The 23,402-nt window shown below is 69.3% G+C and carries 24 protein-coding genes and 4 tRNA genes; 6 read left to right on the top strand and 22 right to left on the bottom strand.

Annotation, left to right across the window (positions count from 1 at the left end):
- Positions 1–28 precede the first annotated feature (28 nt).
- The 9 genes from rpoB to AQI88_RS10580 form a co-directional block, all read right to left on the bottom strand.
- The gene (gene rpoB, locus AQI88_RS10620; RefSeq protein WP_066995658.1) at positions 29–3,514 is read right to left on the bottom strand and encodes a DNA-directed RNA polymerase subunit beta; all 3,486 of its coding nucleotides are present in this window, start codon (positions 3,512–3,514) and stop codon (positions 29–31) included.
- 571 nt (positions 3,515–4,085) lie between these two features.
- On the bottom strand, positions 4,086–4,469 hold the full coding sequence (gene rplL / locus AQI88_RS10615; protein ID WP_066995656.1) for a 50S ribosomal protein L7/L12: 384 nt from the start codon (positions 4,467–4,469) through the stop codon (positions 4,086–4,088).
- A 116-nt stretch (positions 4,470–4,585) separates the two neighbouring features.
- Entirely contained in the window at positions 4,586–5,116 is a 531-nt protein-coding gene (gene rplJ / locus AQI88_RS10610) for a 50S ribosomal protein L10 (protein WP_066995653.1), read from the bottom strand.
- A gap of 314 nt (positions 5,117–5,430) precedes the next feature.
- The gene (locus AQI88_RS10605; protein ID WP_066995651.1) at positions 5,431–6,342 is read right to left on the bottom strand and encodes an SCO4651 family lipoprotein; all 912 of its coding nucleotides are present in this window, start codon (positions 6,340–6,342) and stop codon (positions 5,431–5,433) included.
- A gap of 160 nt (positions 6,343–6,502) precedes the next feature.
- A complete protein-coding gene (gene rplA / locus AQI88_RS10600; protein WP_066995649.1) occupies positions 6,503–7,228 on the bottom strand; it encodes a 50S ribosomal protein L1 in 726 nt (241 codons plus the stop codon).
- A gap of 100 nt (positions 7,229–7,328) precedes the next feature.
- Positions 7,329–7,763, bottom strand: a complete 435-nt coding sequence (rplK, locus tag AQI88_RS10595) for a 50S ribosomal protein L11 (RefSeq protein WP_031167035.1) — start codon at positions 7,761–7,763, stop codon at positions 7,329–7,331.
- A 367-nt stretch (positions 7,764–8,130) separates the two neighbouring features.
- The gene (gene nusG / locus AQI88_RS10590) at positions 8,131–9,006 is read right to left on the bottom strand and encodes a transcription termination/antitermination protein NusG (RefSeq protein WP_066995647.1); all 876 of its coding nucleotides are present in this window, start codon (positions 9,004–9,006) and stop codon (positions 8,131–8,133) included.
- Positions 9,007–9,086: 80 nt separating this feature from the next.
- The gene (gene secE, locus AQI88_RS10585) at positions 9,087–9,374 is read right to left on the bottom strand and encodes a preprotein translocase subunit SecE (RefSeq protein ID WP_066995645.1); all 288 of its coding nucleotides are present in this window, start codon (positions 9,372–9,374) and stop codon (positions 9,087–9,089) included.
- Between the two features lie 107 nt (positions 9,375–9,481).
- Positions 9,482–9,554 (bottom strand) — tRNA-Trp (locus AQI88_RS10580).
- A gap of 260 nt (positions 9,555–9,814) precedes the next feature.
- On the opposite strand from AQI88_RS10580, the gene AQI88_RS10575 reads away from it, so the two are divergent.
- Both AQI88_RS10575 and AQI88_RS10570 read left to right on the top strand, forming a co-directional pair.
- Positions 9,815–11,041, top strand: coding sequence for a pyridoxal phosphate-dependent aminotransferase (locus tag AQI88_RS10575; protein WP_066995642.1), 1,227 nt, complete (start codon positions 9,815–9,817; stop codon positions 11,039–11,041).
- 143 nt (positions 11,042–11,184) lie between these two features.
- The gene (locus tag AQI88_RS10570; RefSeq protein ID WP_066995639.1) at positions 11,185–12,225 is read left to right on the top strand and encodes an adenosine deaminase; all 1,041 of its coding nucleotides are present in this window, start codon (positions 11,185–11,187) and stop codon (positions 12,223–12,225) included.
- Here AQI88_RS10570 and AQI88_RS10565 read toward each other — a convergent pair.
- Together AQI88_RS10565 and AQI88_RS10560 are read right to left on the bottom strand one after the other, a co-directional pair.
- Positions 12,170–12,874 carry a hypothetical protein gene (locus tag AQI88_RS10565; protein ID WP_066995635.1) on the bottom strand — a complete coding sequence of 235 codons (705 nt, stop codon included), beginning with the start codon at positions 12,872–12,874 and terminating at the stop codon, positions 12,170–12,172. The genes AQI88_RS10570 and AQI88_RS10565 overlap by 56 nt on opposite strands.
- 18 nt (positions 12,875–12,892) lie before the next feature.
- Positions 12,893–13,528 (bottom strand): TetR/AcrR family transcriptional regulator, encoded by a 636-nt coding sequence (locus AQI88_RS10560; protein WP_066995632.1) that lies wholly within the window; start codon positions 13,526–13,528, stop codon positions 12,893–12,895.
- A gap of 103 nt (positions 13,529–13,631) precedes the next feature.
- Here AQI88_RS10560 and AQI88_RS10555 point away from each other — a divergent pair, with 103 nt between their 5' ends.
- Positions 13,632–14,264 (top strand): NAD(P)-dependent oxidoreductase, encoded by a 633-nt coding sequence (locus AQI88_RS10555; RefSeq protein WP_066995629.1) that lies wholly within the window; start codon positions 13,632–13,634, stop codon positions 14,262–14,264.
- Between the two features lie 10 nt (positions 14,265–14,274).
- Here the strand turns inward: AQI88_RS10555 and AQI88_RS10550 are convergent, their stop codons facing one another.
- The 8 genes from AQI88_RS10550 to AQI88_RS10515 form a co-directional block, all read right to left on the bottom strand.
- Positions 14,275–15,330 (bottom strand): UDP-N-acetylmuramate dehydrogenase, encoded by a 1,056-nt coding sequence (locus AQI88_RS10550; RefSeq protein ID WP_066995623.1) that lies wholly within the window; start codon positions 15,328–15,330, stop codon positions 14,275–14,277.
- A gap of 142 nt (positions 15,331–15,472) precedes the next feature.
- The gene (locus tag AQI88_RS10545) at positions 15,473–16,909 is read right to left on the bottom strand and encodes a DHA2 family efflux MFS transporter permease subunit (RefSeq protein ID WP_066995615.1); all 1,437 of its coding nucleotides are present in this window, start codon (positions 16,907–16,909) and stop codon (positions 15,473–15,475) included.
- 93 nt (positions 16,910–17,002) lie between these two features.
- Positions 17,003–17,572, bottom strand: a complete 570-nt coding sequence (locus AQI88_RS10540) for a TetR/AcrR family transcriptional regulator (protein ID WP_208615755.1) — start codon at positions 17,570–17,572, stop codon at positions 17,003–17,005.
- Positions 17,573–17,710: 138 nt separating this feature from the next.
- Entirely contained in the window at positions 17,711–18,139 is a 429-nt protein-coding gene (locus tag AQI88_RS10535; protein ID WP_066995612.1) for a MaoC family dehydratase, read from the bottom strand.
- Between the two features lie 7 nt (positions 18,140–18,146).
- Complete coding sequence (locus AQI88_RS10530; RefSeq protein ID WP_066995609.1) at positions 18,147–18,599, bottom strand: MaoC family dehydratase N-terminal domain-containing protein; 453 nt, start codon at positions 18,597–18,599, stop codon at positions 18,147–18,149.
- Positions 18,600–18,723: 124 nt separating this feature from the next.
- Positions 18,724–18,888, bottom strand: a complete 165-nt coding sequence (gene rpmG, locus AQI88_RS10525; protein WP_003948671.1) for a 50S ribosomal protein L33 — start codon at positions 18,886–18,888, stop codon at positions 18,724–18,726.
- Positions 18,889–18,979: 91 nt separating this feature from the next.
- Positions 18,980–19,052: transfer RNA gene (locus tag AQI88_RS10520), tRNA-Met, on the bottom strand.
- Between the two features lie 46 nt (positions 19,053–19,098).
- A tRNA-Thr gene (locus tag AQI88_RS10515) sits at positions 19,099–19,171 on the bottom strand.
- A 405-nt stretch (positions 19,172–19,576) separates the two neighbouring features.
- Here AQI88_RS10515 and AQI88_RS10510 point away from each other — a divergent pair.
- The gene (locus AQI88_RS10510; RefSeq protein ID WP_066995598.1) at positions 19,577–20,845 is read left to right on the top strand and encodes an amidohydrolase family protein; all 1,269 of its coding nucleotides are present in this window, start codon (positions 19,577–19,579) and stop codon (positions 20,843–20,845) included.
- A 329-nt stretch (positions 20,846–21,174) separates the two neighbouring features.
- Positions 21,175–21,831 (top strand): NAD(P)H-binding protein, encoded by a 657-nt coding sequence (locus tag AQI88_RS10505; protein ID WP_066996105.1) that lies wholly within the window; start codon positions 21,175–21,177, stop codon positions 21,829–21,831.
- Between the two features lie 24 nt (positions 21,832–21,855).
- Here AQI88_RS10505 and AQI88_RS10500 read toward each other — a convergent pair whose 3' ends face one another.
- Together AQI88_RS10500 and AQI88_RS10495 are read right to left on the bottom strand one after the other, a co-directional pair.
- Positions 21,856–22,068: a hypothetical protein gene (locus AQI88_RS10500; protein ID WP_066995595.1), complete on the bottom strand. Its 213-nt coding sequence runs from the start codon at positions 22,066–22,068 to the stop codon at positions 21,856–21,858.
- Positions 22,069–22,156: 88 nt separating this feature from the next.
- Positions 22,157–22,238 (bottom strand) — tRNA-Tyr (locus AQI88_RS10495).
- A gap of 213 nt (positions 22,239–22,451) precedes the next feature.
- Between AQI88_RS10495 and AQI88_RS10490 the strand changes: the two genes are divergently transcribed.
- Positions 22,452–22,940 (top strand): YajQ family cyclic di-GMP-binding protein, encoded by a 489-nt coding sequence (locus AQI88_RS10490; RefSeq protein ID WP_066995592.1) that lies wholly within the window; start codon positions 22,452–22,454, stop codon positions 22,938–22,940.
- Between the two features lie 70 nt (positions 22,941–23,010).
- On the opposite strand, the gene AQI88_RS10485 is transcribed toward AQI88_RS10490, so the two are convergent.
- A complete protein-coding gene (locus AQI88_RS10485; RefSeq protein ID WP_066995588.1) occupies positions 23,011–23,277 on the bottom strand; it encodes a GlsB/YeaQ/YmgE family stress response membrane protein in 267 nt (88 codons plus the stop codon).
- Positions 23,278–23,402 lie beyond the last annotated feature (125 nt).

Below are 23,402 nucleotides of genomic sequence, written 5' to 3'. Positions count from 1 at the left end.
TGTGGGTGAGGGCCCCGCCGGACTCCCGTCAGACCTCTTCGACGCTGCTCGGCTCGCGCCGGGACAGGTCGATACCGAGCTCCTCCGCAGCGCGGAAGACATCCTCGTCGGTGTCACGCATCTCGATGGACATACCGTCGCTGGACAGCACCTCCACGTTCAGGCAGAGCGACTGCATCTCCTTGATGAGCACCTTGAAGGACTCGGGGATGCCGGGCTCGGGGATGTTCTCGCCCTTGACGATGGCCTCGTAGACCTTCACGCGGCCGGTGACGTCGTCGGACTTGATGGTCAGCAGCTCCTGGAGGGCGTACGCGGCGCCGTAAGCCTCCAGCGCCCACACCTCCATCTCACCGAATCGCTGGCCACCGAACTGGGCCTTACCACCCAGCGGCTGCTGGGTGATCATCGAGTACGGGCCGGTCGAGCGGGCGTGCAGCTTGTCGTCGACCAGGTGGTGCAGCTTCAGGATGTACATGTACCCGATCGAGATCGGGTCCGGGAACGGCTCACCGGAGCGGCCGTCGAACAGCCGCGCCTTGCCGGACGGCTGCACCATGCGCTCGCCGTCACGGTTCGGGATGGTGTGCTGCAGCAGACCCGCCAGCTCGTCCTCGCGGGCACCGTCGAAGACCGGGGTGGCGACGTTGGTGCGCGGGGCGACCTGGTCGGCGCCGATGTTCTGCAGGCGCTGGGCCCACTCGTCGGCCAGGCCGGAGACGTCCCAGCCGCGGCTGGCGAGCCAGCCGAGGTGGATCTCCAGGACCTGTCCCGGGTTCATTCGGGACGGGACACCGAGCGGGTTGAGGATGATGTCGACCGGAGTTCCGTCCTCGAGGAACGGCATGTCCTCGATGGGCAGGATCTTCGAGATGACACCCTTGTTGCCGTGACGGCCGGCGAGCTTGTCACCGTCGGTGATCTTGCGCTTCTGCGCCACGTACACGCGCACCAGCTGGTTCACACCGGGGGGAAGCTCGTCGCCCTCCTCGCGGTCGAAGACGCGCACGCCGATGACCTTGCCGGTCTCGCCGTGCGGCACCTTCAGCGAGGTGTCACGGACCTCACGGGCCTTCTCACCGAAGATCGCGCGCAGCAGGCGCTCCTCGGGGGTCAGCTCGGTCTCACCCTTCGGGGTCACCTTGCCGACGAGGATGTCGCCGGCGATGACCTCGGCACCGATGCGGATGATGCCGCGCTCGTCGAGGTCGGCGAGGACCTCCTCGGAGACGTTCGGGATGTCCCGGGTGATCTCCTCGGGGCCGAGCTTGGTGTCACGGGCGTCGACCTCGTGCTCCTCGATGTGGATCGAGGAGAGGACGTCGTCCTGCACGAGGCGCTGCGACAGGATGATCGCGTCCTCGTAGTTGTGACCCTCCCACGGCATGAACGCCACGAGCAGGTTCTTGCCGAGGGCCATCTCACCGTTCTCGGTGGCCGGACCGTCGGCGAGGACCTGACCCTCGATGACGCGGTCACCCTCGTTGACGATGACCTTCTGGTTGACCGAGGTGCCCTGGTTGGACCGGGAGAACTTGTGCAGGCGGTACGTGATGTACGTGCCGTCGTCGTTCGCGGTGGTGACGTAGTCCGCGGAGACCTCCTGGACCACACCCGCCTTCTCGGCCTTGACCACGTCGCCGGCGTCGACCGCGGAGCGGTACTCCATGCCGGTGCCGACGAGCGGCGCCTCGGACTTAATCAGCGGCACGGCCTGACGCATCATGTTCGCGCCCATGAGGGCACGGTTGGCGTCGTCGTGCTCGAGGAACGGGATCATGGCGGTCGCGACCGACACCATCTGGCGCGGCGAGACGTCCATGTAGTTGACGTCGTCACCGGGGACGTAGTCGACCTCGCCGCCACGGCGGCGAACCAGGACGCGGGCCTCGGCGAAGCGGAACTCGTCCGTCAGCGGCGCGTTGGCCTGCGCGATGACGAAGCGGTCCTCCTCGTCGGCCGTCAGGTAGTCGACCTCGTCGGTGACCTGGCCGTCGACGACCTTGCGGTACGGCGTCTCGATGAAGCCGAAGGGGTTGATCCGGCCGTAGGAGGCCAGCGAGCCGATCAGACCGATGTTCGGGCCTTCCGGCGTCTCGATCGGGCACATGCGGCCGTAGTGCGACGGGTGCACGTCACGGACCTCGAAGCCGGCCCGCTCACGGGAGAGACCACCCGGGCCGAGGGCGTTGAGACGACGCTTGTGCGTCAGGCCCGACAGCGGGTTGTTCTGGTCCATGAACTGGGACAGCTGGCTGGTGCCGAAGAACTCCTTGATGGAGGCGACGACCGGCCGGATGTTGATCAGGGTCTGCGGCGTGATCGCCTCGACGTCCTGGGTGGTCATGCGCTCGCGCACGACGCGCTCCATACGGGCGAGACCCGTACGGACCTGGTTCTGGATCAGCTCGCCGACGTTGCGGATACGACGGTTGCCGAAGTGGTCGATGTCGTCGGTCTCGACCATGATCGAGCGACCGGACTCGGCGACCGTCTCGGTCTCACCGGCGTGCAGCTGCACCAGGTACTTGATGGTGGCGATGATGTCGTCGGTGGTGAGCACGCCGGCGTCCAGCGGCTCGTCCGCGCCGAGCTTCTTGTTCACCTTGTAGCGGCCGACCTTCGCCAGGTCGTAGCGCTTCGGGTTGAAGTACAGGTTCTCAAGGAGCGTCTGCGCGGCCTCACGCGTGGGGGGCTCGCCCGGACGCAGCTTGCGGTAGATGTCGAGCAGCGCGTCGTCCTGGCCCTGGGTGTGGTCCTTCTCCAGGGTGGCGCGCATCGACTCGTAGTCGCCGAACTCCTCGAGGATCTGCTCGGTCGTCCAGCCGAGCGCCTTGAGCAGCACGGTGACCGACTGCTTGCGCTTGCGGTCGATACGGACACCGACCATGTCGCGCTTGTCGATCTCCATCTCCAGCCAGGCACCCCGGGACGGGATGATCTTGGCGGAGAAGATGTCCTTGTCGGACGTCTTGTCGATGCTGGAGTCGAAGTAGACACCGGGGGAACGGACCAGCTGCGACACCACGACACGCTCGGTGCCGTTGATGACGAAAGTGCCCTTGTTCGTCATGAGCGGGAAGTCGCCCATGAAGACGGTCTGGGACTTGATCTCGCCGGTCTCGTTGTTGGTGAACTCAGCGGTGACGAAGAGCGGGGCCGCGTACGTGAAGTCGCGCTCCTTGCACTCGTCGATGGAGTTCTTGGGCGGCTCGAAGCGGTGGTCCCGGAACGTCAGGGACATCGACCCGGAGAAGTCCTCGATCGGGGAGATCTCCTCGAAGATCTCCTCCAGACCGGACTTGGTGGGGACGTCCTGACCGTTCTCAAGAGCCTCCTCGACCCGACTCTGCCAGGCGGTGTTGCCGAGCAGCCAGTCGAAGCTCTCGGTCTGCAGCGCGAGCAGGTTCGGAACCTCGAGAGGCTCCTTGATCTTTGCAAAGGAGATGCGCAGCGGGGCGGTGCTGGCGCCGTTGTTCGTATTCGCGGTCGAGGCATTGCGCGAGGCGGCCAAGAGGGGGTCCTTCCGAGGGCTCGGACTCACTACGCGCGTGCCGGCCCCTCTCCCACGCACAGAGACGGAAACCCCAGGTCAGGGGGGCTACGGTCATCGGTGCTCGAGTGAGGGCAGACCCCTGGTGACGGGCAGGGGACAGCTAACAGGCAGCGCAAAGGGTCAGTGTAGCCACTTGGCACACTGATGTCCAGTGCGGGTTTTGCGGGACCCTCGTTGTTCTCAACGCCCTCGTCAATGCCCTCGGCATGCCTGCCCTCAACGCACGTTGATACTGCCCTCTTCGCCGTCGATCCATGCCTCGGATTCGGATCCTTGTGACGACGCGTCCTGAGAATTGCGCGCTGCGTGCGGTTCGTCAAGGCCCCCCAGCCCAAACGGGACTGTCCGGAGACACAACGAAGATCACCATACCCGCCGCCACCGCGAGTGCAAGGTAACCGAGGTCGGACCTCCGGATACGCCGAAGAGCGACCACCCGGATGGATGATCGCTCTTCGGTGCGTTCGCGTTACAGCCCTAGGAGGCCGTACTCAGCGCGCGGAGAGAGTCGCGGAGACTCCGAGAGGTCTTACTTGACCTCGACGGAGGCGCCGGCGGCCTTGAGGGACTCGGCAGCCTTGTCCGCGGCCTCCTTGTTGACCTTCTCGAGGACCGGCTTCGGGGTGCCGTCGACCAGGTCCTTGGCCTCCTTGAGGCCCAGGGAGGTGAGCTCGCGCACGACCTTGATGACCTGGATCTTCTTGTCGCCGGCGCCGGTGAGGATGACGTCGAACTCGTCCTTCTCCTCCTCGGCCTCGGCAACGACGCCCGGGCCGGCGGGGCCGGCAACGGCGACCGCGGCGGCGGCGGTGACGTCGAACTTCTCCTCGAAGGCCTTCACGAACTCGGAGAGCTCGATGAGGGTCATCTCCTCGAACTGCGCGAGCAGGTCTTCCTGGCTGAGCTTCGCCATGATGGGCGATCCTTCCACTAATTCGGCAGGTGCCGGATGTACTGGGTGAGGCGGGCGTACGTCGGCCCGCTGCGACCCGTGCCGCCTAGGCGGCCAAGGTCAGAAAGCGAGCCGAGTTACTCGGCACCGCCCTGCTCGTCCCGCTTGGCACGAAGAGCGTCCACGGTGCGAACGAGCTTCGAGGGGAGCGCCTGGAAGAGCTGAGCAGCCTGAGACTGCTTGCCCTTGAAGGCACCCGCCAGCTTGGAGAGCAGAACCTCGCGGGACTCGAGGTCCGCAAGCTTCTTGATCTCGTCGGCGGACAGCGCCTTGCCGTCAAGGACACCGCCCTTGATGACGAGATTCGGGTTGTCCTTGGCGAAGTCACGGAGACCCTTCGCCGACTCCACCGGGTCACCGGTGACGAAGGCGACAGCCGTCGGACCGTTGAACAGGTCGTCCAGCGTCGTGATCCCGGCCTCGTTGGCCGCAATCTTGGTCAGCGTGTTCTTCACCACGGCGTACTGGGCGTTCTCACCGAGCGACCGGCGCAGCGTCTTGAGCTGCGCCACGGTGAGACCGCGGTACTCGGTCAGCACGGCAGCGTTGGAGTTGCGGAACTGCTCCGTCAACTCGGCCACTGCGGCAGCCTTGTCGGGCCTCGCCATAGAGCCTCGGCCTCCTTCCGGGTGATTCTGACCGCGCGGACCCGAAGGAGGACTGGGGAAAACGAAACGCCCCGGCGCAGGCGCACGGGGCGGACTCGACCGGCCACACACGAGTGAACGTGTGCCCCGGGAGTTCTTCCACAGTCACCTGCGCGGGTCGTCCACTTTGCAGCGGATCCTTCGGCCACCGCACCCTCATTCGAGCGCACGGCAACGACCAGCGGTCTTTGGCTTCTTTAGGAAAGTACAGGACCGGGGTGCCGTCGAGCAAATCGGGCTCTACGGGGCTGCCCCGGTCCTTCAGCGTCCTGGGCTCAGGAGGTAGTCGTGCTGCTGCCCGCCACGGTCCCGCTGGACTTCATGAGGTCCTTGAAGTCCTTGGTGTCGGCGGCCGGGGGCGCCTCGGCGGAGACCTTCACGCCGTAGTCGCTGTAGTAGGCCGTGCTGGTCATGGCGCCGGTCGCCATGTCCGCCTTCTCGACCTTCTTGACCAGCAGGTCCTGGCCGTTGACCCAGATGTCGACGGTCTCCGTGGTGACGCCCGCCTGGCTGAGCTGCTTCTTCAGGCCGGCCAGCTGGTCGGCGGTGAGGTTGCTGTTCTTGTCGGCGAGGTCGGCGACGTTGACCGTGCCCGAGTAGTGCGTGGCGTCGACCCCGGAGATCTTCTCCTCGCCGACCTTCTTCACGTCACCGGAGGCCAGCAGCAGCTTCACCGACTGGTTCGGCGTGGTGTTCTTCATCTGGTCCTGCAGGTACGCGCCGGAGCCGCCGCCGAGCTTGGCGAGGTCGTCGTACGCGTACCTGATCCAGTGCTTGCCGCCGAACTGCTGGGCGAACTTCTCGCTCATCTTCGCGTAGTAGGCGTCCGGCAGATAGCGGGCCTCCATCGACGTGGTGCCGGCCTTGCGCATCGCGTCGGCCATCTTGCCGCCGGTGTACGTGATGGTGAGGTTGCCCTTGAGACCGTCGCCCCAGGCGAGGGCGCCGTCCGCCGTCATCGACATGGTGTCGCCGATGGACGTGGTCGAGCGGACCTTGGCCGACTCGGCCTTGTCCGTGGACTTCTCGGCGGAGCGCAGGGCGGCGAGGGGGCTGACGTGCGTGACGCTCTTGCCGACCGCCTTGTCGCCCTTGGCGGAGTCCTTGGAACCACAGGCGGCCACCCCGGCCAGCGCGGTCACCACCGCGACGGAAAGGGTCACCCGGCGTACGGTCGTGCTCTTCATGTCCCACCCCTATGCGTGTCCTGTGCCTGCACGCTAACCCAGGCCACTGACAGTTGTACGAAAGGTCGCACAAACATAGGACGGGCCCTGCACCTGGAAGGTTGCAGGGCCCGTCTCTAATGACGCGTACCTGACGCGGCTACCGGGGTGAGCGCGGGGCTCAGACGGCGGCCGGGTCCTCCTCGACGAGGAGGTTGCGGGTGCGGTTCGAGTCGACCGGAATGCCGGGGCCCATCGTGGTGCTGATGGCGGCCTTCTTGATGTAGCGACCCTTGGCGGCGGACGGCTTCAGACGGAGGATCTCCTCCAGCGCGGCGCCGTAGTTCTCCACCAGCTGGGCGTCCTCGAAGGACGTCTTGCCGATGATGAAGTGCAGGTTCGAGTGCTTGTCGACGCGGAACTCGATCTTGCCGCCCTTGATCTCGGTCACGGCCTTGGCCGTGTCCGGGGTGACGGTGCCGGTCTTCGGGTTCGGCATCAGACCACGCGGGCCGAGGACGCGGCCGAGGCGGCCGACCTTGCCCATGAGGTCCGGGGTGGCGACGACGGCGTCGAAGTCCAGACGGCCCTTCGCCACCTCGTCGATCAGCTCGTCGGAGCCGACGATGTCGGCGCCCGCGGCACGCGCGGCCTCGGCACGGTCACCGGTCGCGAAGACCAGGACCCGGGCGGTCTTACCGGTGCCGTGCGGAAGGTTCACGGTGCCACGGACCATCTGGTCGGCCTTGCGCGGGTCGACACCCAGACGGAAGGCGACCTCGACGGTGCCGTCGAACTTGGTCGTGGAGGTCTCCTTGGCGAGACGGACGGCCTCGAGCGGGGCGTACTGCTTCTCCCGGTCGACCTTGGCGTCCGCAGCGCGGAGAGCCTTGCTGCGCTTGCTCACAACTGCTCCTGTGTGTTCTGAAAGGAGTCGTGGTACGGGCCGAGCAGGCCCTGCCACGCGCGACCGGCTACGGCCGCATGACTGCTACGAGAGGGGGCTGTCAGCCCTCGACCGTGATGCCCATGGAGCGGGCGGTGCCGGCGATGATCTTCGACGCGGCGTCCAGGTCGTTGGCGTTCAGGTCGGGCATCTTGGTCTGGGCGATCTCGCGGACCTGCGCCTCGGTGATCTTGGCGACCTTGGTCTTGTGCGGCTCGCCGGAGCCCTTCTCGACACCAGCAGCCTTGAGGATCATCTTCGCGGCCGGCGGAGTCTTGGTGACGAAGGTGAAGGAGCGGTCTTCGTAGACCGTGATCTCCACCGGGATCACCCAGCCACGCTGCGACTCGGTCGCGGCGTTGTAGGCCTTGCAGAACTCCATGATGTTGACGCCGTGCTGACCGAGCGCGGGGCCGACCGGCGGGGCCGGGTTCGCCGCACCGGCGTTGATCTGGAGCTTGATGAGCCCCGTGACCTTCTTCTTCTTGGGAGGCATGCTCTCTCCGGGTCCTTACTGAGAGGTTGGTTACCACCTGCGTCAGCGGAAGCATGACGTTGCATGATCCTGCAGATGGCATACCGCACAACGATAGCCGCTGTCACCCCAGGACAAGAAATCGTCCAGGTCAGAGGGCTTGCGGATACCTGCGGCTGGCTGGGCCGGGCGGTGACGACGTAGGGGTGCAGGCCGCCGCCGGGCTGCGGGTGGTCCATGGCTGGTCGCGCAGTTCCCCGCGCCCCTGGGGCGCGGGGAAGCGAGAAACCTACCCCAGCCCCAGGCACCCCCGCCCACGGAACGCCGAAGACGCTCCGCCGATGTCCACCGGCGGAGCGTCCTCGCTGCGTAACTCGGCCGACAGGCCTCAGTTCTTCTGGATCTGGTCGAAGGAGAGCTCGACCGGCGTCTCGCGGCCGAAGATCTCCACCAGGCCCTTGACCTTCTTGGAGTCGGGGTTGATCTCGTTGATGGTCGCCTGGAGCGTGGCGAACGGGCCGTCGGTGACGGTGACCGAGTCGCCGACCTCGAAGTCCAGCACCTGGACCTCGACCTTGCGCTGCGGGGCGGGCTTGCCCTCGGCCTCGGCGGCCTCGCGGGCGGCCTTCTCCTCGGCCTCCGGGGCGAGCATCTTGACGATCTCGTCCAGGGTCAGCGGGTAGGGGTCGTAGGCGTTGCCGACGAAGCCGGTGACACCCGGGGTGTTGCGGACGACGCCCCAGGACTCGTTGGTCAGGTCCATGCGGACCAGGACGTAACCCGGCAGCTTGTTCTGCTTGATCGTCTTGCGGTCGCCGTTCTTGATCTGGACGACCTCTTCCTGCGGCACCTCGGCCTGGAAGATGTAGTCCTCGACGTTCAGCGAGACGGCGCGCTGCTCCAGGTTGGTCTTCACGCGGTTCTCGTAGCCGGCGTAGGTGTGGATGACGTACCACTCGCCGGGCAGGGAACGCAGTTCGTCGCGCAGGGCCTCGACCGGGTCGACGGGCGCGGCGGGCTCTTCCTCGGCGGCTTCTTCGGCTTCTTCGGCTTCGTCGGCCAGGATGACGGGCTCGGCGTCCTCGACGTCCTCGCCTTCCTCTTCCTCGTTCTCGACGTGCAGCGCGGCCTCCTCGGCCGGCTCGCCCGACTCGGCCTCGGCAGCCTCGAACTCGTCCTGCTCGTCCGCGCCCTCGACGATGTCGAGCTCGTCGTCCACCGTCTCGTCCGGCTCGATGGCGTCGTTCAGGTTCGGGTCAGACACGATGGCTGCTTCTTCCTGGATACATAGGGGTGGAACATGCGAAAACGGGCGCCGGTACCACGGCGCCCTTCGCTCTTGGCTCAGCCGAAGACGTACTTGGCCGCGTGGTTGAGCCCATAGTCAATCACGGTCACCAGGGCAATCATGATCGCGACGAAGAAGATCACCACAGTGGTGTACGACGTCAGCTGGTTGCGCGTCGGCCAGACGACCTTGCGGAGCTCCGCGACGATCTGGCGGTAGAAGATGGCGAGGCGCTTCAGCGGGCCCTTCTTGGCACGCTTGCCGCCCTTGCGGGCCTTCTTCTTGGACTCGGGCACCTCGTCCTGGGCATCAGGAGTGTCGATGGAGCCCACGGCGTCCGTCATTCTTCCTCACCTGATCCCGGGTCGTGGCCGTGCCGCGCCCGGTTTCTGAGCCGCACGGCGGTGCATTGCTGTACGTACATGCGCACACATCCTGGCGGTGTGTGTAGCAGGGCCGGAGGGACTTGAACCCCCAACCGCTGGTTTTGGAGACCAGTGCTCTACCAATTGAGCTACGACCCTTTGTGTGTCCCCCAACGTACCGCATCCGACCGAGTGCTCGGTGTGCACCGGTTGTGCTGCGGCTGCTGAAGGCCAACGAGGTGAGAGTGTACGTGGTCCGTGGCCCGGCGTCGAACAGAAAGTGCCTGACCGCAGTCGCCGGACCGAAGATCGTCCTGGCCGGAGGCCGGATTCGGATCCTTGTTCACGCCTCGACCCCTTGCTGTTCAGTCCGTGAAACCCGCGTGCCGGGGACATTTCCGGTCTGGAACGATGGGCCCATGAGCGCTGCAAACCCTCCCACCGAGCGCCGGGTCTCCGCCCGAGTCGGCGCGATCTCCGAGTCCGCCACCCTCGCCGTGGACGCCAAGGCCAAGGCCCTGAAGGCCGCCGGGCGTCCGGTGATCGGCTTCGGCGCCGGTGAGCCGGACTTCCCGACTCCGGACTACATCGTCGAGGCCGCGATCGAGGCCTGCAAGAACCCGAAGTACCACCGCTACACCCCGGCCGGCGGTCTGCCCGAGCTGAAGTCCGCGATCGCCGCGAAGACGCTGCGCGACTCCGGCTGGGAGCCCGACGTCTCGCAGATCCTGATCACCAACGGCGGCAAGCAGGCCATCTACGAGGCGTTCGCCGCGATCCTCGACCCGGGCGACGAGGTCATCGTCCCGGCGCCGTACTGGACGACGTACCCCGAGTCGATCCGCCTGGCCGGCGGCGTCCCGGTGGAGGTCGTCGCCGACGAGACGACCGGCTACCGCGTCTCGGTCGAGCAGCTGGAGGCCGCGCGCACGGAGAAGACGAAGGTCGTGCTCTTCGTCTCCCCGTCCAACCCGACCGGTGCGGTGTACTCCGAGGCGGAGACCGAGGCGATCGGCCGCTGGGCCGTCGAGCACGGCCTGTGGGTGCTCACCGACGAGATCTACGAGCACCTCGTCTACGGCGACGCGGCCTCCGTGTCCCTGCCGGCGCTCCTGCCCGAGCTGCGCGACAAGTGCATCGTGGTCAACGGCGTGGCGAAGACGTACGCCATGACCGGCTGGCGCGTGGGCTGGGTCATCGGCCCCAAGGACGTCGTCAAGGCCGCGACCAACCTGCAGTCGCACGCCACCTCGAACGTCTCCAACGTGGCCCAGGTGGCCGCGCTGGCCGCCGTCTCCGGCGACCTGGAGGCCGTGGCGAAGATGCGCGAGGCCTTCGACCGGCGCCGCAAGACCATCGTGCGGATGCTCAACGAGATCGACGGCGTGGTCTGCCCGGAGCCCGAGGGCGCCTTCTACGCCTACCCGTCGGTCAAGGGGCTGCTCGGCAAGGAGATCCGCGGCAAGCGCCCGCAGGACACCGTCGAGCTGGCCGCGCTGATCCTGGAGGAGGCCGAGGTCGCGGTCGTCCCGGGCGAGGCCTTCGGCACGCCGGGGTACCTGCGGCTGTCGTACGCGCTCGGTGACGAGGATCTCGTCGAGGGCGTCAGCCGGATGCAGAAGCTGCTGGCGGAGGCACGGGACTGAGGTCCACTTGGGGGTAAATTCACTCTCTACGCGCGCGTGCGGGCCGTTTCCCTTCGGGGAGGCGGCCCGTTCGCGCGTGCGAGCAAGGCCACGTTCGGGGAAAGAGCTACCGGGGCGGCGGGGACGTACGGCAGGATCTGGGAATGGAGCGTGTACGTGATCTCTCTGAGCTGCCGAAAGCCCATCTGCACCTGCACTTCACCGGCTCGATGCGGCCGGGAACCGTTCTGGAGCTGGCCGACAAGCACGGCGTGCGCCTGCCCGAGACGCTGACCGAAGCCCTGACCAGCGGCGAGCCGCCGAAGCTGCGCGCGACGGACGAGCGCGGCTGGTTCCGCTTCCAGCGGCTGTACGACGCGGCGCGCTCCTGCCTCCGGGAGCCTGAGGACATCCAGCGGCTGGTCCGGGAGGCCGCGGAGGAGGACCTCAACGACGGCTCGGGCTGGCTGGAGATCCAGGTGGACCCGACCTCGTACGCGCCCCGGCTGGGCGGTCTGATCCCGGCCCTGGAGATCATCCTGGACGCGGTGGACACGGCGGTGCGGGAGACGGGGCTCGGGATGCGTGTCCTGGTCGCCGCGAACCGTATGAAGCACCCGCTGGACGCGCGCACGCTGGCCCGGCTGGCCGTGCGGTACGCCGACCGGGGGGTGGTCGGCTTCGGGCTGTCGAACGACGAACGGCGGGGCATGGCGCGGGATTTCGACCGGGCCTTCGCCATCGCACGCGACGGCGGTCTCCTCTCGGCCCCGCACGGCGGCGAGCTGACCGGTGCGGCGTCGGTCCGGGACTGCCTGGACGACCTGCACGCCTCCCGGATCGGCCACGGGGTGCGGGCGGCGGAGGACCCACGGCTGCTGAAGCGGCTCGCTGACCGGGGGGTGACCTGCGAGGTGTGCCCGGCGTCGAACGTGGCCCTCGGCGTGTACGACAAGCCGGAGGACGTACCGCTGCGCACCCTCTTCGAGGCGGGCGTCCCGATGGCGCTCGGCGCCGACGACCCGCTGCTCTTCGGCTCCCGGCTGGCCGCCCAGTACGAGATCGCCCGCCACCAGCACGGATTCTCGGACGCGGAGCTGGCGGAACTGGCCCGGCAATCGGTGCGGGCCTCGGCGGCGCCGGAGGAGGTCAAGACGCGGCTGCTGGCCGGCGTGGACGACTGGCTGGCTCGCCCGGCCGTCTGAAGTGGGCGTAGGGCGGATAGGGCTTGAAGCAGATCAGCACCTCGACGGGATGCCCGCCGCCGGGCGGCTGGACCAGCGGCAGCCCCGCCATCAGCACCGAGTGCCCTTTGGCGGCCCCTTTCTGGCGCGGCCCCCAGCCTGCCGCGTGGGCGAAGCTCGTGGCGGTCTCGGCGAACACGTCCCGGCTGCCGAACAGGAAGAACGTGCGGGCGCGCGTGATGTGCCGCAGCTCGTCCCGGAAGTCCGCCCGCCCGCACCGCTCGCGCCAGGACCCGGCGTCCCGCGCGGTGCGGGCCTCGTCGGTGCGAACGGTCAGCGGGGTGCCCTGACGCAGCTTCCGGCGCAGTTCGGGCCACTGGCTGGGGCGCAGGCCGAGCGTGTGGTGGGCCAGGACGAGGTCGACCCGCTCGCCCCAGCCCTCGTCGGGCGGGACCCCGTCACGCAGCGGAATGTGGACGACCGTGTGCCGCGAGTAGGCGGCGAAGGAGAACAGGCCCGCCAGCCGGTTCAGGCCGTCGTGGTCGCCGCGCAGCATGCCGATGGGGTCGGGCGCGGTCAGTGAGGTGTGGCGCAGGGGCCACCGGGGCTGGACGACGCGGTGCTCGTACGGCCCTGTCCTGGGCCTGGATTCACGCAGCCTCAACCGCATGTGCGATGCCTCATGGCCTCAGGGTCGCGGCCGGTCGCCGTCCTGGGCAACGGAGTTTTCCGGGGCGATGCCGCCCAGCAGGGTCCGGGCGAGACGGGCGGCGAACGGGTCCACGGGCGGTCGTACGCCGCTCGCGGTGGCGTCGTAGGCGAACGCACGCTGGGCACAGGCGCCGAGGAGGAGGGAGGCTGCCGCGAAGGTGTCGGCATCGGCGCGGACGCGGCCGGCGGCCTGCTCGGCGCGCAGGTAGGCGTCCAGGCTCTCGATCGGCGTGTGCGGCCCGGAGCCGATCTTCCGCAGCGCCTCGTAGTGCCGCCGCTTGAGCTGTGTCTCGGCGTACAGGGAGGCGGCGATCGGGAAGCTCTGCTCGTAGAAGAGAGCCGCCTGACGGGCGATCTCGGTGAGGTTCTCCTCCAGGGTGCCCTGTCCCGGCTCGGCCTCCAGGCTGCTCAGCAGGGGGGTGAGCCGGGGCAGACGCTCGGCGAGCACCCGGACGAACAGCTCCTCCTTGCTGTCGAAGTACTTGTAGAGCGCCGCCTCGGAACAGCCGGCCGCCCTCGCGATCTCCTTGGTGGTGGCACGGGCGAGTCCGACGGTGAGCATCAGCTCGTGGGCGGCGTCGAGGATGCGGACACGCGCCGGCTTCGTCTCCATGGGACGTCCAATCGGGCTTGACGGGTGGGTGAGTGCTTACCCACTCTAGAGGACAGCGGGGTGAGTAAATGCTCACCCACCTCATGGGAACAGGGGAATCGCCATGAAGCTCACCGTTTTCGGGGCCACCGGCGGGATCGGTCGGGAGATCGTCCGTCAGGCCCTGGACGCCGGCCACGAGGTCACGGCCGTCGTGCGGGACCCGGCCCGGCTCACCGTCACCGGCGATCGGCTGGACGTCGTACGCGCCGGCCTCACCGGCCCGGAGGAGCTGCGCTCGGCGGTCAGCGGCCGGGACGCGGTGCTGTCCGGCCTGGGCGCGCGCAGCCGCAAGGACGCCGGGGTGGCCGCCCGGCTCACGCGTTCGGTCCTCGGCGCCATGGAGGCGGAGGGGGTACGGCGGCTGCTGGTGGTCAGCGCGGGCCCGGTCGGGCCGGCCCCCGAGGACGACGGCTTCCTGGACCGCGGGATGCGGGGACTGGTGTCGGCGATCCTCAAGGACGTCTACGCCGACCTGCGGGAGATGGAGGCCGAACTGGCGCGCAGCGGCACGGACTGGACGTCCGTACGGCCGCCGCGCCTCCAGGACAAGCCGCTCACCGGCCGCTACCGCACGGTCGTCGGCGGCTTTCCGCGACGGGGCCGCTTCATCGCGCGCGCGGACGTCGCGCACGCGATGCTGGCGATGATCGACGACGCGGGGACGGTGAAGCAGGGGGTGGGCGTGGCGTACTGAACCGTCGCGGCTACAGGCTCACGCCGACCGTCACCGGCTCGTTGACCAAAGTGATTCCGAAGGCCTCGCGGACTCCGGCGACCACCTCGCGGGCCAGTGCCAGCAGGTCCTCGGTGGTGGCGTCGCCCCGGTTGGTGAGGGCGAGGGTGTGCTTGGTGGAGATACGGGCGGGCCCGGTGCCGTAGCCCTTGGTGAAGCCCGCCTTGTCGATCAGCCAGGCGGCCGACGTCTTGGTGCGCCCCTCCCCCGCGGGGTACGCGGGCGGCTCGACGCCGTCGCCCAGCCGCTCCCGCACGCGCGCGCAGAAGGCGGCGAACTGCTCGTCGCTGACGATCGGGTTCGTGAAGAAGGACCCGGCGGACCACGTGTCGTGGTCCTCGGCGTCGAGGACCATGCCTTTCCCGGCACGCAGCTTCAGCACGGTCTCGCGGGCCGCGGCGAGCGGCACCCGCTCGCCCGGTTCCACGCCGAGCGCACGGGCCGCCTCGGCGTACTTGACCGGCGCCGACAGCCCGTCGGCGTCCTCCAGCTCGAAGCGGACCCGCAGCACGACATAGCGCTCCGGGTCGGCCTTGAAGCGGCTGTGCCGGTACGAGAAGGCGCACTCCTCGTTCGTCAGCGTGACGGTCTGGCCGGCCCGGCGGTCGTACGCGATCACCTCGGTGATCGTCGAGGAGACCTCCTGGCCGTAGGCGCCCACGTTCTGGATCGGGGTGGCGCCCGCGGAGCCCGGGATCCCGGCCAGGCACTCGATCCCGGCGAGCCCGGCCTCGACGGTGCGGGCCACGGCGTCCGTCCACACCTCGCCGGCCGCCAGCTCCAGCGTGGTGCCACGCAGTTCGACGCCGCGCGTGGCGATGCGCAGGGCGGTGCCGTCGAAGCCCTTGTCGCCGATGACCAGGTTCGACCCGCCGCCGATGACCAGCAGCGGTGTCCCCGTGTCGTCGGCATCGCGGACGGCGGCGATCACCTCGGCGTCGGTCGTCGCGGTGACGAGCCGGGTGGCGGGGCCGCCCAGCCGGAAGGTGGTCAGCGGGGCGAGGGGGGCGTCGTGGAGTTCCTGCACGCGCTCAAGACTACGAGACGGCACGGACAGCCCAGCCCGGCGGCCGTGACCTCGCCGGGCACGCGCGCGCGTACGGCCCCGTCGGCGGGAACGGGGCCGCACGCGCGCGTGCCGGGCGATGTGTGCTCAGTGGGGCATCCGCTCAGCGGGCGACGGTCTCCAGGACCGGCGCGGGCTCGGTCCCGCCGGCGGCCTGGACGGTCCGGCGCCGGGCCGGGATCAGCAGGGCCGCGATCCCGGCGAGGGCGACCGCCGCGGAGCCGACGACCAGCGCGGGCCGCAGACCGTCCACGAAGTTCTGTGCGCTCTCGTAGCCGCCCTGCGCGGAGAAGATCGACGACATGACCGCGATGCCGAGCGCGCCGCCCACCTCGCGCAGGGCGTTGTTGGCGCCGGAGGCGATGCCCTGCTCCTCGGGGAGGACGCTGGACATGACCAGGTTGGAGGCGGGCGCGAAGAACAGGGCCATGCCGATGCCGCTGATGATCAGGCCGGGCAGTTGGGTCACGTAGGAGACGTCCGCGGTGACCACGGAGGCCAGGTAGCCGAGGCCGGCGGCCTGCAGGAACAGGCCGGCGGCGACGACCGGGCGGCCTCCGATGCGGTCGGAGAGGATGCCGGCGATCGGCGCGACGAGCATCGGCATGCCGGTCCACGGCAGCATCCTGAGGCCCGCCTCGGTGGGCGAGTAGCCGAGCACGCCCTGCATGTACTGGCTGAGCAGGAAGATCGAGCCGAACATCCCGAGGAACATCAGCAGGCTCGCGGCGTTGATCCCGGAGAAGGCGCGGGAGCGGAACAGCCGCATCGGCAGCATGGGGTTCTTGTTGCGGATGCCGTGGTGCACGAAGCCGGCGAGCAGCGCGGTGCCGGCTATCAGGCCGGTCAGCACGGGGGAGCCGGTCCAGCCGTCGACCGGGCCGCGCACCAGTCCGTAGACGATCCCGAAGAGCCCGCCGCTGACGAGCACCGTGCCGGGGAGGTCGAGCCGGGCGCCTGCGCCGTAGGACTCGGCGAGGCGCAGGCGGGCGAGCGGCAGCAGGGCCACGCCGAGGGGGACGTTCAGCCAGAAGATCCAGTGCCAGGAGATGTGCTCGGTGAGGGTGCCTCCGATGAGCGGCCCGGAGGCGACCGCGAGGCCGTTGACCGCACCCCAGATGCCGTACGCCATACCGCGCCTGGCGGCGGGCACGGCCGCGGTCAGCAGGGTGAGCGTCAGCGGCATCATCACGGCCGCGCCGACGCCCTGGACCGCGCGGGCGGCGATGAGGGAGCCGATGCCGGGGGCCATGGCCGCGGCGGCCGAGGCGCCCGTGAAGACGGCGAGTCCGGCGAGGAAGAGCCGGCGGCGCCCGAAGCGGTCGCCGAGCGCGGCACCGAACATCAGCAGGACGGCGAAGGTCAGCGTGTAGGCGCTCACCGTCCACTCCAGGTCGTCCAGCGCGCCGCCGAGGTCCTTGCGGATGGAGGGCAGGGCGGTGGTGACGACGAGGTTGTCGAGGGCCGCCATGAATCCGGCGACGCTGGTGATGACGAGGGCCCAGACGGCGCCCCCGCGACGTGCGGTCTGCTGTGACATCGCTCCCCCAGAGCGTTGATCGCGAATCGATCATTAGTTATTGCTTACTAACTTTTGCGCCCATGAAAAGGCGAGGTTCCGCCTTCCCTGCGCCTACTTCTCCAGCCGGCTGTCGATCCGCGCCGACGGATAGAGCCCCTCCCAGACCCGGTGCTCCGGAGGGAACCCCATGGCCACCAAACAGTTGATGAGCATCCCGTGCGCCATGAAGGTCGTCGTCTCACCGACGTCGGCTCCGAGCGGCAGATGCACGGCGTCCCACAGCCGCATCCACCCGGCCCGCACAGCCTCACCGAACTCGCGATCGCCCGCCTGTTCTGCGGCGGCCACCGCGACGTACATCTGCATCTGCATCATCAGCCGCTCGGGCTGCTCCGCAATGACCTTGGTGTACGCGTTCCCCATGGCACACAGCGCCTCTTCACCCTCTAGCCCCTCGGAGGCCTCCTCGAAGGTGCGGATGGTGTCCGCCATGCACCGCTCGGCCACGGCCAGGAAGATCGCCTTCTTGCCCGGGAAGAGCCGGAAGAGATAGGGCTGTGAGACACCGACCCGCTTGGCGATGGCCTCGGTGGACGTGCCGTAATAGCCGCCCCGCGCGAACTCGGTCGTCGCCGCGCGAATGACGCTCTCGCGCCGCTCGTCTGCACTCATCCTGGGCATGCAACAAAGTTAGTGCTCAATCACTAACTTGGCAAGGGCGGGGCGGGCGGCTACGGCCCGCACCCGGCCGGCCGCGCACACGCGTAAGGGGCGCCCCGCAGTGGCGGACGCCCCTTACCTCAGCACTTCATGCGGCCGTCAGGCCAGTCGTACGACCGCCCGGGACATGCCCAGCACCTTCTGGCCGCCGCTCTTCGCGGTCAGGTCCACGCGCACGGTGTTGTCGTCGAGCTTCGCCGCGACCTTGCCGCTGACCTCGATCTCCGCGCCCGTGTCGTCATTCGGGACGACGACCGGCTTGGTGAAGCGGACGCCGTACTCGACGACCGCGCCCGGGTCACCGGTCCAGTCGGTGACCACGCGGATCGCCTCGGCCATGGTGAACATGCCGTGCGCGATGACGTCCGGCAGGCCCACCTCCTTGGCGAACTTCTCGTTCCAGTGGATCGGGTTGAAGTCCCCGGAGGCGCCCGCGTACCGCACCAGGGTGGCGCGGGTCACAGGGAAGGTCTGCGCCGGCAGCTCGGTGCCGACCTCGACGTCGTCGTACGCGATCTTCGCCGTCATCGCTTCCTCAGGCCTCCTCGGCCGCGCGGGCCACGAGCTTGGTCCAGGCGGTCACCACGTGCTCGCCGGCCTCGTCGTGTACCTCGCCGCGGATGTCCAGGATGTCGTTGCCCGCCATGGACTTGACCGCCTCGATGACGGAGGTCACCGTGAGCCGGTCGCCCGCGCGCACCGGGCGGCTGTAGGCGAACTTCTGGTCGCCGTGCACCACGCGGCTGTAGTCGAGGCCGAGCTGCGGGTCCGCGACGACCTGTCCGGCGTCCCGGAAGGTGATGGAGAACACGAAGGTCGGCGGGGCGATCACATCGGGGTGACCGAACGCCTTGGCGGCCTCCGGGTCCGTGTACACCGGATTGCTCTCCCCGACCGCCTCGGCGAACTCGCGGATCTTCTCCCGGCCCACCTCGTAGGGCGCGGTGGGCGGGTAGGTCCGCCCCACGAAGGACTGGTCGAGCGCCATGGCCCGGCACCTCCTGGTCTCAGCAACGTGTCTGCTCTCAGCAGCACTTCTGCTCTCAGCAGCGTGTGAAACGACGTGAGGCCGCCCCCCAACCTGCGGGGGCGGCCTCACGAACGAGCCTGATTTATCGCGTTTCGCGGTGCGCGGTGTGCGCGTTGCAACGCGGGCAGTGCTTCTTCATCTCAAGACGATCCGGGTTGTTACGCCGGTTCTTCTTGGTGATGTAGTTCCGCTCCTTGCACTCCACGCAGGCCAGCGTGATCTTCGGGCGGACGTCGGTGGCAGCCACGTGAGTGCTCCTAAGACGAACGGATGGACTAACTTCAACGCAAGAAAGAGTAGCCGATCGAAGGACCGACCCCGCAATCGGCTACTGTCAGTAGCGGTGACCGGACTTGAACCGGTGACACAGCGATTATGAGCCGCTTGCTCTACCGACTGAGCTACACCGCTTTGATGAGATCAGCCCCCGCCTTGCGGCGGGAACCTCTCACACCAGAGCCCCAAAACGGAATCGAACCGTTGACCTTCTCCTTACCATGGAGACGCTCTGCCGACTGAGCTATTGGGGCGAGCGATGAAGACATTACACGGTCCGCCGCCGTTCACCCAAATCCGTATCCGGGCCCCCGCCGCAGGCCTCTTCCCGCCCCTCCCGGCAGTCTCGCGAGCCCCGCGCGACGCGGCCACGCACGCGTGGACGACGCGGACAGGACACGGCTCGGGCGAGCGTCCCACGCACGCGTGAGGGGGCGGGCAGCAGCCATGTGGGGGTGCGGCCGGCGCGCGGGTCATGCGGGCGGGGGAGGCGCGTACCGCCATGGGCGGGCCACACCGGTACGACTATTGCGCTCCTCCGCGCCCGGCACGGCTCGCCAGCCTAGGCTCGACTCACTCTGCGTGATCTTGAGTCCGTAGCGGCCTTGAGCCCCTCACGCGGCCCTGCCCCGAGCCCCCGGCCCGACCCCTGGAGTCCGATGCCCGACAGCCAGCCGCAGCCGCCCCCCTCGTCGTCGAACTCGTCCGGGTCCTCCGGACAGCCCGACCCGAGCCCGCTGCTGCTGTGCGGGGCGCGGCTCACCGACGGCCGGACCGTGGACGTGCGGCTGGGCGGCGGGCGCATCGAGGCGGTCGGGACGGCCGGCAGCCTGACGCCGGGTCCGGCCCGGCCGGGCGCCACGCGCGTCGACCTCAGCGGCTATCTGCTGCTGCCGGCTCCGGCCGAACCGCACGCCCACGGCGACACCGCGCTGTCCGCCGAGTACCCGGGACCGGTTTCGTACGCCGCCGAGGACGTCCAGCGCCGGTCCACGGAGGCGGCCCTGCTCCAGCTCGGGCACGGTGCGACGGCGGCACGCGCGCACGTGCGCGTGGGCGACGTCCAGGGCCTGGGTGCGCTCGGCGCCGTGCTGCAGGCCCGCCGCTCCCTACGGGGGCTCGCGGAGCTGACCACGGTGGCGGTGCCGCGCCTGCTGACCGGGGCGGCCGGGGCCGACGGGCTCGCGATACTGCGGGACGCGGTGAAGATGGGCGCCTCCGTGGTGGGCGGCTGCCCGGACCTGGACCCGGATCCGACGGGCTATGTCGAGGCCGTCCTGGAGGTGGCCTCCGAGCACGGCTGCCCGGTGGACCTGCACACGGACGCCGCCGACCCGGCCCGGCTGTCCCGGCTCGCGGCCATGGCGGGCGGCCTGCGCCCCGGCGTGGCCATCGGCCCGTGCGCCGGTCTCGCGCGCCTGCCCGCCGAGGCCGTCTCCCGGCTCGCGGACCAGCTCGCGGCGGCCGGTGTGACGGTGGTGTGCCTGCCCCAGGGCGGCTGCGGGAGCGCGGACCGGCGGGGCACGGCCCCGGTACGGCTGCTGCGCGCGGCCGGGGTACGGGTGGCGGCCGGCAGCGGCGCCCTGCGGGACGTCTCGAACCCCGTCGGCCGCGGCGACCCCCTGGAGGCGGCCTACCTCCTCGCCTCCGCCCAAGGCCTGCGCCCCGAGGCCGCGTACGACACGGTGAGCGCCTCGGCCCGCGCCGTCCTCGGCCTCCCCGAGGTGCGCGTGGAGGCCGGTTTCCCCGCCGAACTCCTGGCCGTACGCGGCGACCGCCTGGCCGGCGCCCTCTCCCTGGCCTACAGCCGCATCGTGGTGCACCGGGGGCGCGTGGTGGCCCGCACGAGCGCGGTCCGCGAGTACTGCAACTCAGCAGCAGCGGCGGAACTGGGGCTGCCGCGGCAGGGGCGGGGGGAGTTGTCGTGAGGGGACGCGCGGTCCGGGGCGCACGGCTCGCGGCGCGGCCCGGCGCGCACAGCGCGAGATGCATGCACACCCGGGAGGCCTCCCCGAGCGCACAGTCCAGGGCGCACCCCGGGATGACCGGCCCGGTGCGCGGGGCCCACGGTGCACGCCAGGGACTCACGCCCGGCACGCACACCAGCAGCAGGTCCACGGCGCGCGGGTCCGGAAGTGCACGCCCGAGGCGGCAGAGAGCCCACCCCACACCACCACCCCGCACCACCCTCACCCACTCCCCCACCCGCCCTGAACCTGTGCGGCGAATGCGGCTCTTCGGGCGTACGGTCGGAATCATGCGCATTGTCATCGCTGGTGGTCATGGTCAGATCGCGTTGCGGCTGGAGCGGCTGCTCTCCGCGCGCGGGGACGAGGTCGCGGGGATCATCCGCAAGGCTGAGCAGGGCGACGGGCTGCGGGCGGCCGGCGCCGAACCGGTCCTGCTCGACCTGGAGTCCGCCTCGGTGGAGGAAGTCGCGGCACACCTGCAGGGCGCGGACGCCGCGGTCTTCGCGGCCGGTGCGGGCCCGGGCAGCGGCACGGCCCGCAAGGAGACGGTGGACAAGGCCGCGGCGGTGCTGTTCGCGGACGCGGCCGTCCGCGCGCGCGTACGCCGCTTCGTGGTGGTCTCCTCGACGGGCGCGGACCCCACGCACCAGGGCGACGACGTCTTCGACGTGTACCTGCGCGCCAAGGGCGAGGCCGACGCATACGTCACCCGCCAGGAGGCGCTCGACTGGACGATCCTGCGGCCCGGCACGCTGACGGACGAGCCGGGCACCGGCCTGGTCCGCCTGGAGGCGCACACCGGGCGCGGCTCGATCCCTCGGGACGACGTCGCGGCCGTACTGGCGGAGCTGGTGGACACCTCGGCGACGGCCGGCCTGACGCTGGAGCTGATCAGCGGATCGACGCCGGTGTCGGTCGCCGTGAAGTCGGTCGCGGGGAACTGAGCCCGGCCTCCTGCCGTTCACCCGTCAGAAGAGTGGCAGCTGCCCGGGGAAGTCCGGCACGGCGTACCCGTCCAACGACGGCTGGACCGCCCCGAGTTGCGCCTGCTGCCGGGACCCGGAACAAGAGACGAGTTCCGCGTTCTCCCGCGCCCCGGGCGGATCGTGCCGCGCGAAGCGCCCCGCGACGACGGCGATTTCACGGCGGCACACGGGACAGGTTCTACGACGGGAGGACATGCCGTCAGTGTGCCCCGCGCCGGGGCGAAGCCCATACGAAGAGACCCCCTCCGCTGTGTTTCCACAGTCGAAGGGGGTCTTCCCCAAGTGGCGGCGCCAGGATTCGAACCTGGGAAGGCTGAGCCGGCAGATTTACAGTCTGCTCCCTTTGGCCGCTCGGGCACACCGCCGGGTTTGCTGCCGTTCGAACCGCCTTTCGGCGGTGCTCCCTGGCAACGACGTAAACAATACCCGATGCCGGGGGGTGCTTCGCCACCCGATTGATCTCCACCCCTAGGGTCGCGAGGTGGCTAGGCTGGTGCGGATGCGGTCCGGCGCCGTGCCGGGCTCGGCGGCCGCCGCCACGCACCCGATACGCACCCGGATACAAGGAGCCACAGGACATGGCCGACTCCAGTTTCGACATCGTCTCGAAGGTCGAGCGGCAGGAGGTCGACAACGCCCTCAACCAGGCCGCCAAGGAGATCTCGCAGCGCTACGACTTCAAGGGCGTGGGTGCCTCGATCTCGTGGTCCGGTGACAAGATCCTCATGGAGGCGAACTCCGAGGACCGGGTCAACGCTGTCCTCGACGTCTTCCAGTCCAAGCTGATCAAGCGCGGTATCTCGCTGAAGGCGCTGGACGCGGGCGAGCCCCAGCTCTCCGGCAAGGAGTACAAGATCTTCGCGTCGATCCAGGAGGGCATCTCCCAGGAGAACGCGAAGAAGGTGGCGAAGATCATCCGCGACGAGGGCCCCAAGGGCGTGAAGGCCCAGGTCCAGGGCGAGGAGCTGCGGGTCACCTCCAAGAGCCGCGACGACCTGCAGGCCGTGATCGCCCTCCTGAAGGGCAAGGACTTCGACTTCGCGCTGCAGTTCGTGAACTACCGGTAGAACGCCGGCAGGACCTGAGCAGGAAGGGTGGGCACCCGGCGGTGCTCACCCTTCAGTTGCGCGAGGTGCCTCAGTTGCGCGAGTTGCCGAACAGGAGGCGGTAGACGATCAGCAGGACGAGCGAGCCGCCGATGGCGGCGGCCCAGGTCGCGCCGTCGTAGAAGTTCTTGGTGATCGGGTGGTGCAGCCAGCGGGCCGAGATCCAGCCCCCGATGAACGCGCCCGCGATGCCGATGAGGGTCGTACCGATGAAGCCGCCTGGGTCACGGCCCGGCAGCAGGACCTTGGCGATGGCTCCGGCCAGCAGTCCCAGGATGATCCAACCGATGATGCTCATGCCGTGAACCTGCCCTTCCGCGCTGGGGTCGCACGGTGCGTCTTCTGAGAATCCGGTGAGGATCGGCTGACCCTCGCGCGCGTGTTCGTGCCGTGTCGATGAAGAGGACGCCACGGGTCCGCCGC

The organism is Streptomyces cellostaticus (genome assembly GCF_001513965.1).
In the GTDB taxonomy this organism is placed as follows: domain Bacteria; phylum Actinomycetota; class Actinomycetes; order Streptomycetales; family Streptomycetaceae; genus Streptomyces; species Streptomyces cellostaticus.
This window is presented reverse-complemented; position numbering and strand designations above follow the sequence as displayed.

Excerpts from the sequence above, each read along its gene's own strand:
- secE (WP_066995645.1), bottom strand. The coding sequence starts at position 9,374 with ATGACGGACGCCGTGGGCTCCATCGACACTCCTGATGCCCAGGACGAG.
- AQI88_RS10505 (WP_066996105.1), top strand. The coding sequence starts at position 21,175 with ATGCGCATTGTCATCGCTGGTGGTCATGGTCAGATCGCGTTGCGGCTG.
- AQI88_RS10540 (WP_208615755.1), bottom strand. The coding sequence starts at position 17,572 with ATGCCCAGGATGAGTGCAGACGAGCGGCGCGAGAGCGTCATTCGCGCG.
- AQI88_RS10565 (WP_066995635.1), bottom strand. The coding sequence starts at position 12,874 with ATGCGGTTGAGGCTGCGTGAATCCAGGCCCAGGACAGGGCCGTACGAG.
- AQI88_RS10485 (WP_066995588.1), bottom strand. The coding sequence starts at position 23,277 with ATGAGCATCATCGGTTGGATCATCCTGGGACTGCTGGCCGGAGCCATC.
- AQI88_RS10605 (WP_066995651.1), bottom strand. The coding sequence starts at position 6,342 with ATGAAGAGCACGACCGTACGCCGGGTGACCCTTTCCGTCGCGGTGGTG.
- AQI88_RS10530 (WP_066995609.1), bottom strand. The coding sequence starts at position 18,599 with ATGGCGCTCGACCAGTCCTTCGTGGGGCGGACCTACCCGCCCACCGCG.
- AQI88_RS10500 (WP_066995595.1), bottom strand. The coding sequence starts at position 22,068 with ATGTCCTCCCGTCGTAGAACCTGTCCCGTGTGCCGCCGTGAAATCGCC.
- AQI88_RS10490 (WP_066995592.1), top strand. The coding sequence starts at position 22,452 with ATGGCCGACTCCAGTTTCGACATCGTCTCGAAGGTCGAGCGGCAGGAG.
- AQI88_RS10560 (WP_066995632.1), bottom strand. The coding sequence starts at position 13,528 with ATGGAGACGAAGCCGGCGCGTGTCCGCATCCTCGACGCCGCCCACGAG.
- rplL (WP_066995656.1), bottom strand. The coding sequence starts at position 4,469 with ATGGCGAAGCTCAGCCAGGAAGACCTGCTCGCGCAGTTCGAGGAGATG.
- rplK (WP_031167035.1), bottom strand. The coding sequence starts at position 7,763 with ATGCCTCCCAAGAAGAAGAAGGTCACGGGGCTCATCAAGCTCCAGATC.
- AQI88_RS10570 (WP_066995639.1), top strand. The coding sequence starts at position 11,185 with ATGGAGCGTGTACGTGATCTCTCTGAGCTGCCGAAAGCCCATCTGCAC.
- AQI88_RS10510 (WP_066995598.1), top strand. The coding sequence starts at position 19,577 with ATGCCCGACAGCCAGCCGCAGCCGCCCCCCTCGTCGTCGAACTCGTCC.
- AQI88_RS10575 (WP_066995642.1), top strand. The coding sequence starts at position 9,815 with ATGAGCGCTGCAAACCCTCCCACCGAGCGCCGGGTCTCCGCCCGAGTC.
- AQI88_RS10555 (WP_066995629.1), top strand. The coding sequence starts at position 13,632 with ATGAAGCTCACCGTTTTCGGGGCCACCGGCGGGATCGGTCGGGAGATC.
- rplJ (WP_066995653.1), bottom strand. The coding sequence starts at position 5,116 with ATGGCGAGGCCCGACAAGGCTGCCGCAGTGGCCGAGTTGACGGAGCAG.
- AQI88_RS10535 (WP_066995612.1), bottom strand. The coding sequence starts at position 18,139 with ATGACGGCGAAGATCGCGTACGACGACGTCGAGGTCGGCACCGAGCTG.
- AQI88_RS10545 (WP_066995615.1), bottom strand. The coding sequence starts at position 16,909 with ATGTCACAGCAGACCGCACGTCGCGGGGGCGCCGTCTGGGCCCTCGTC.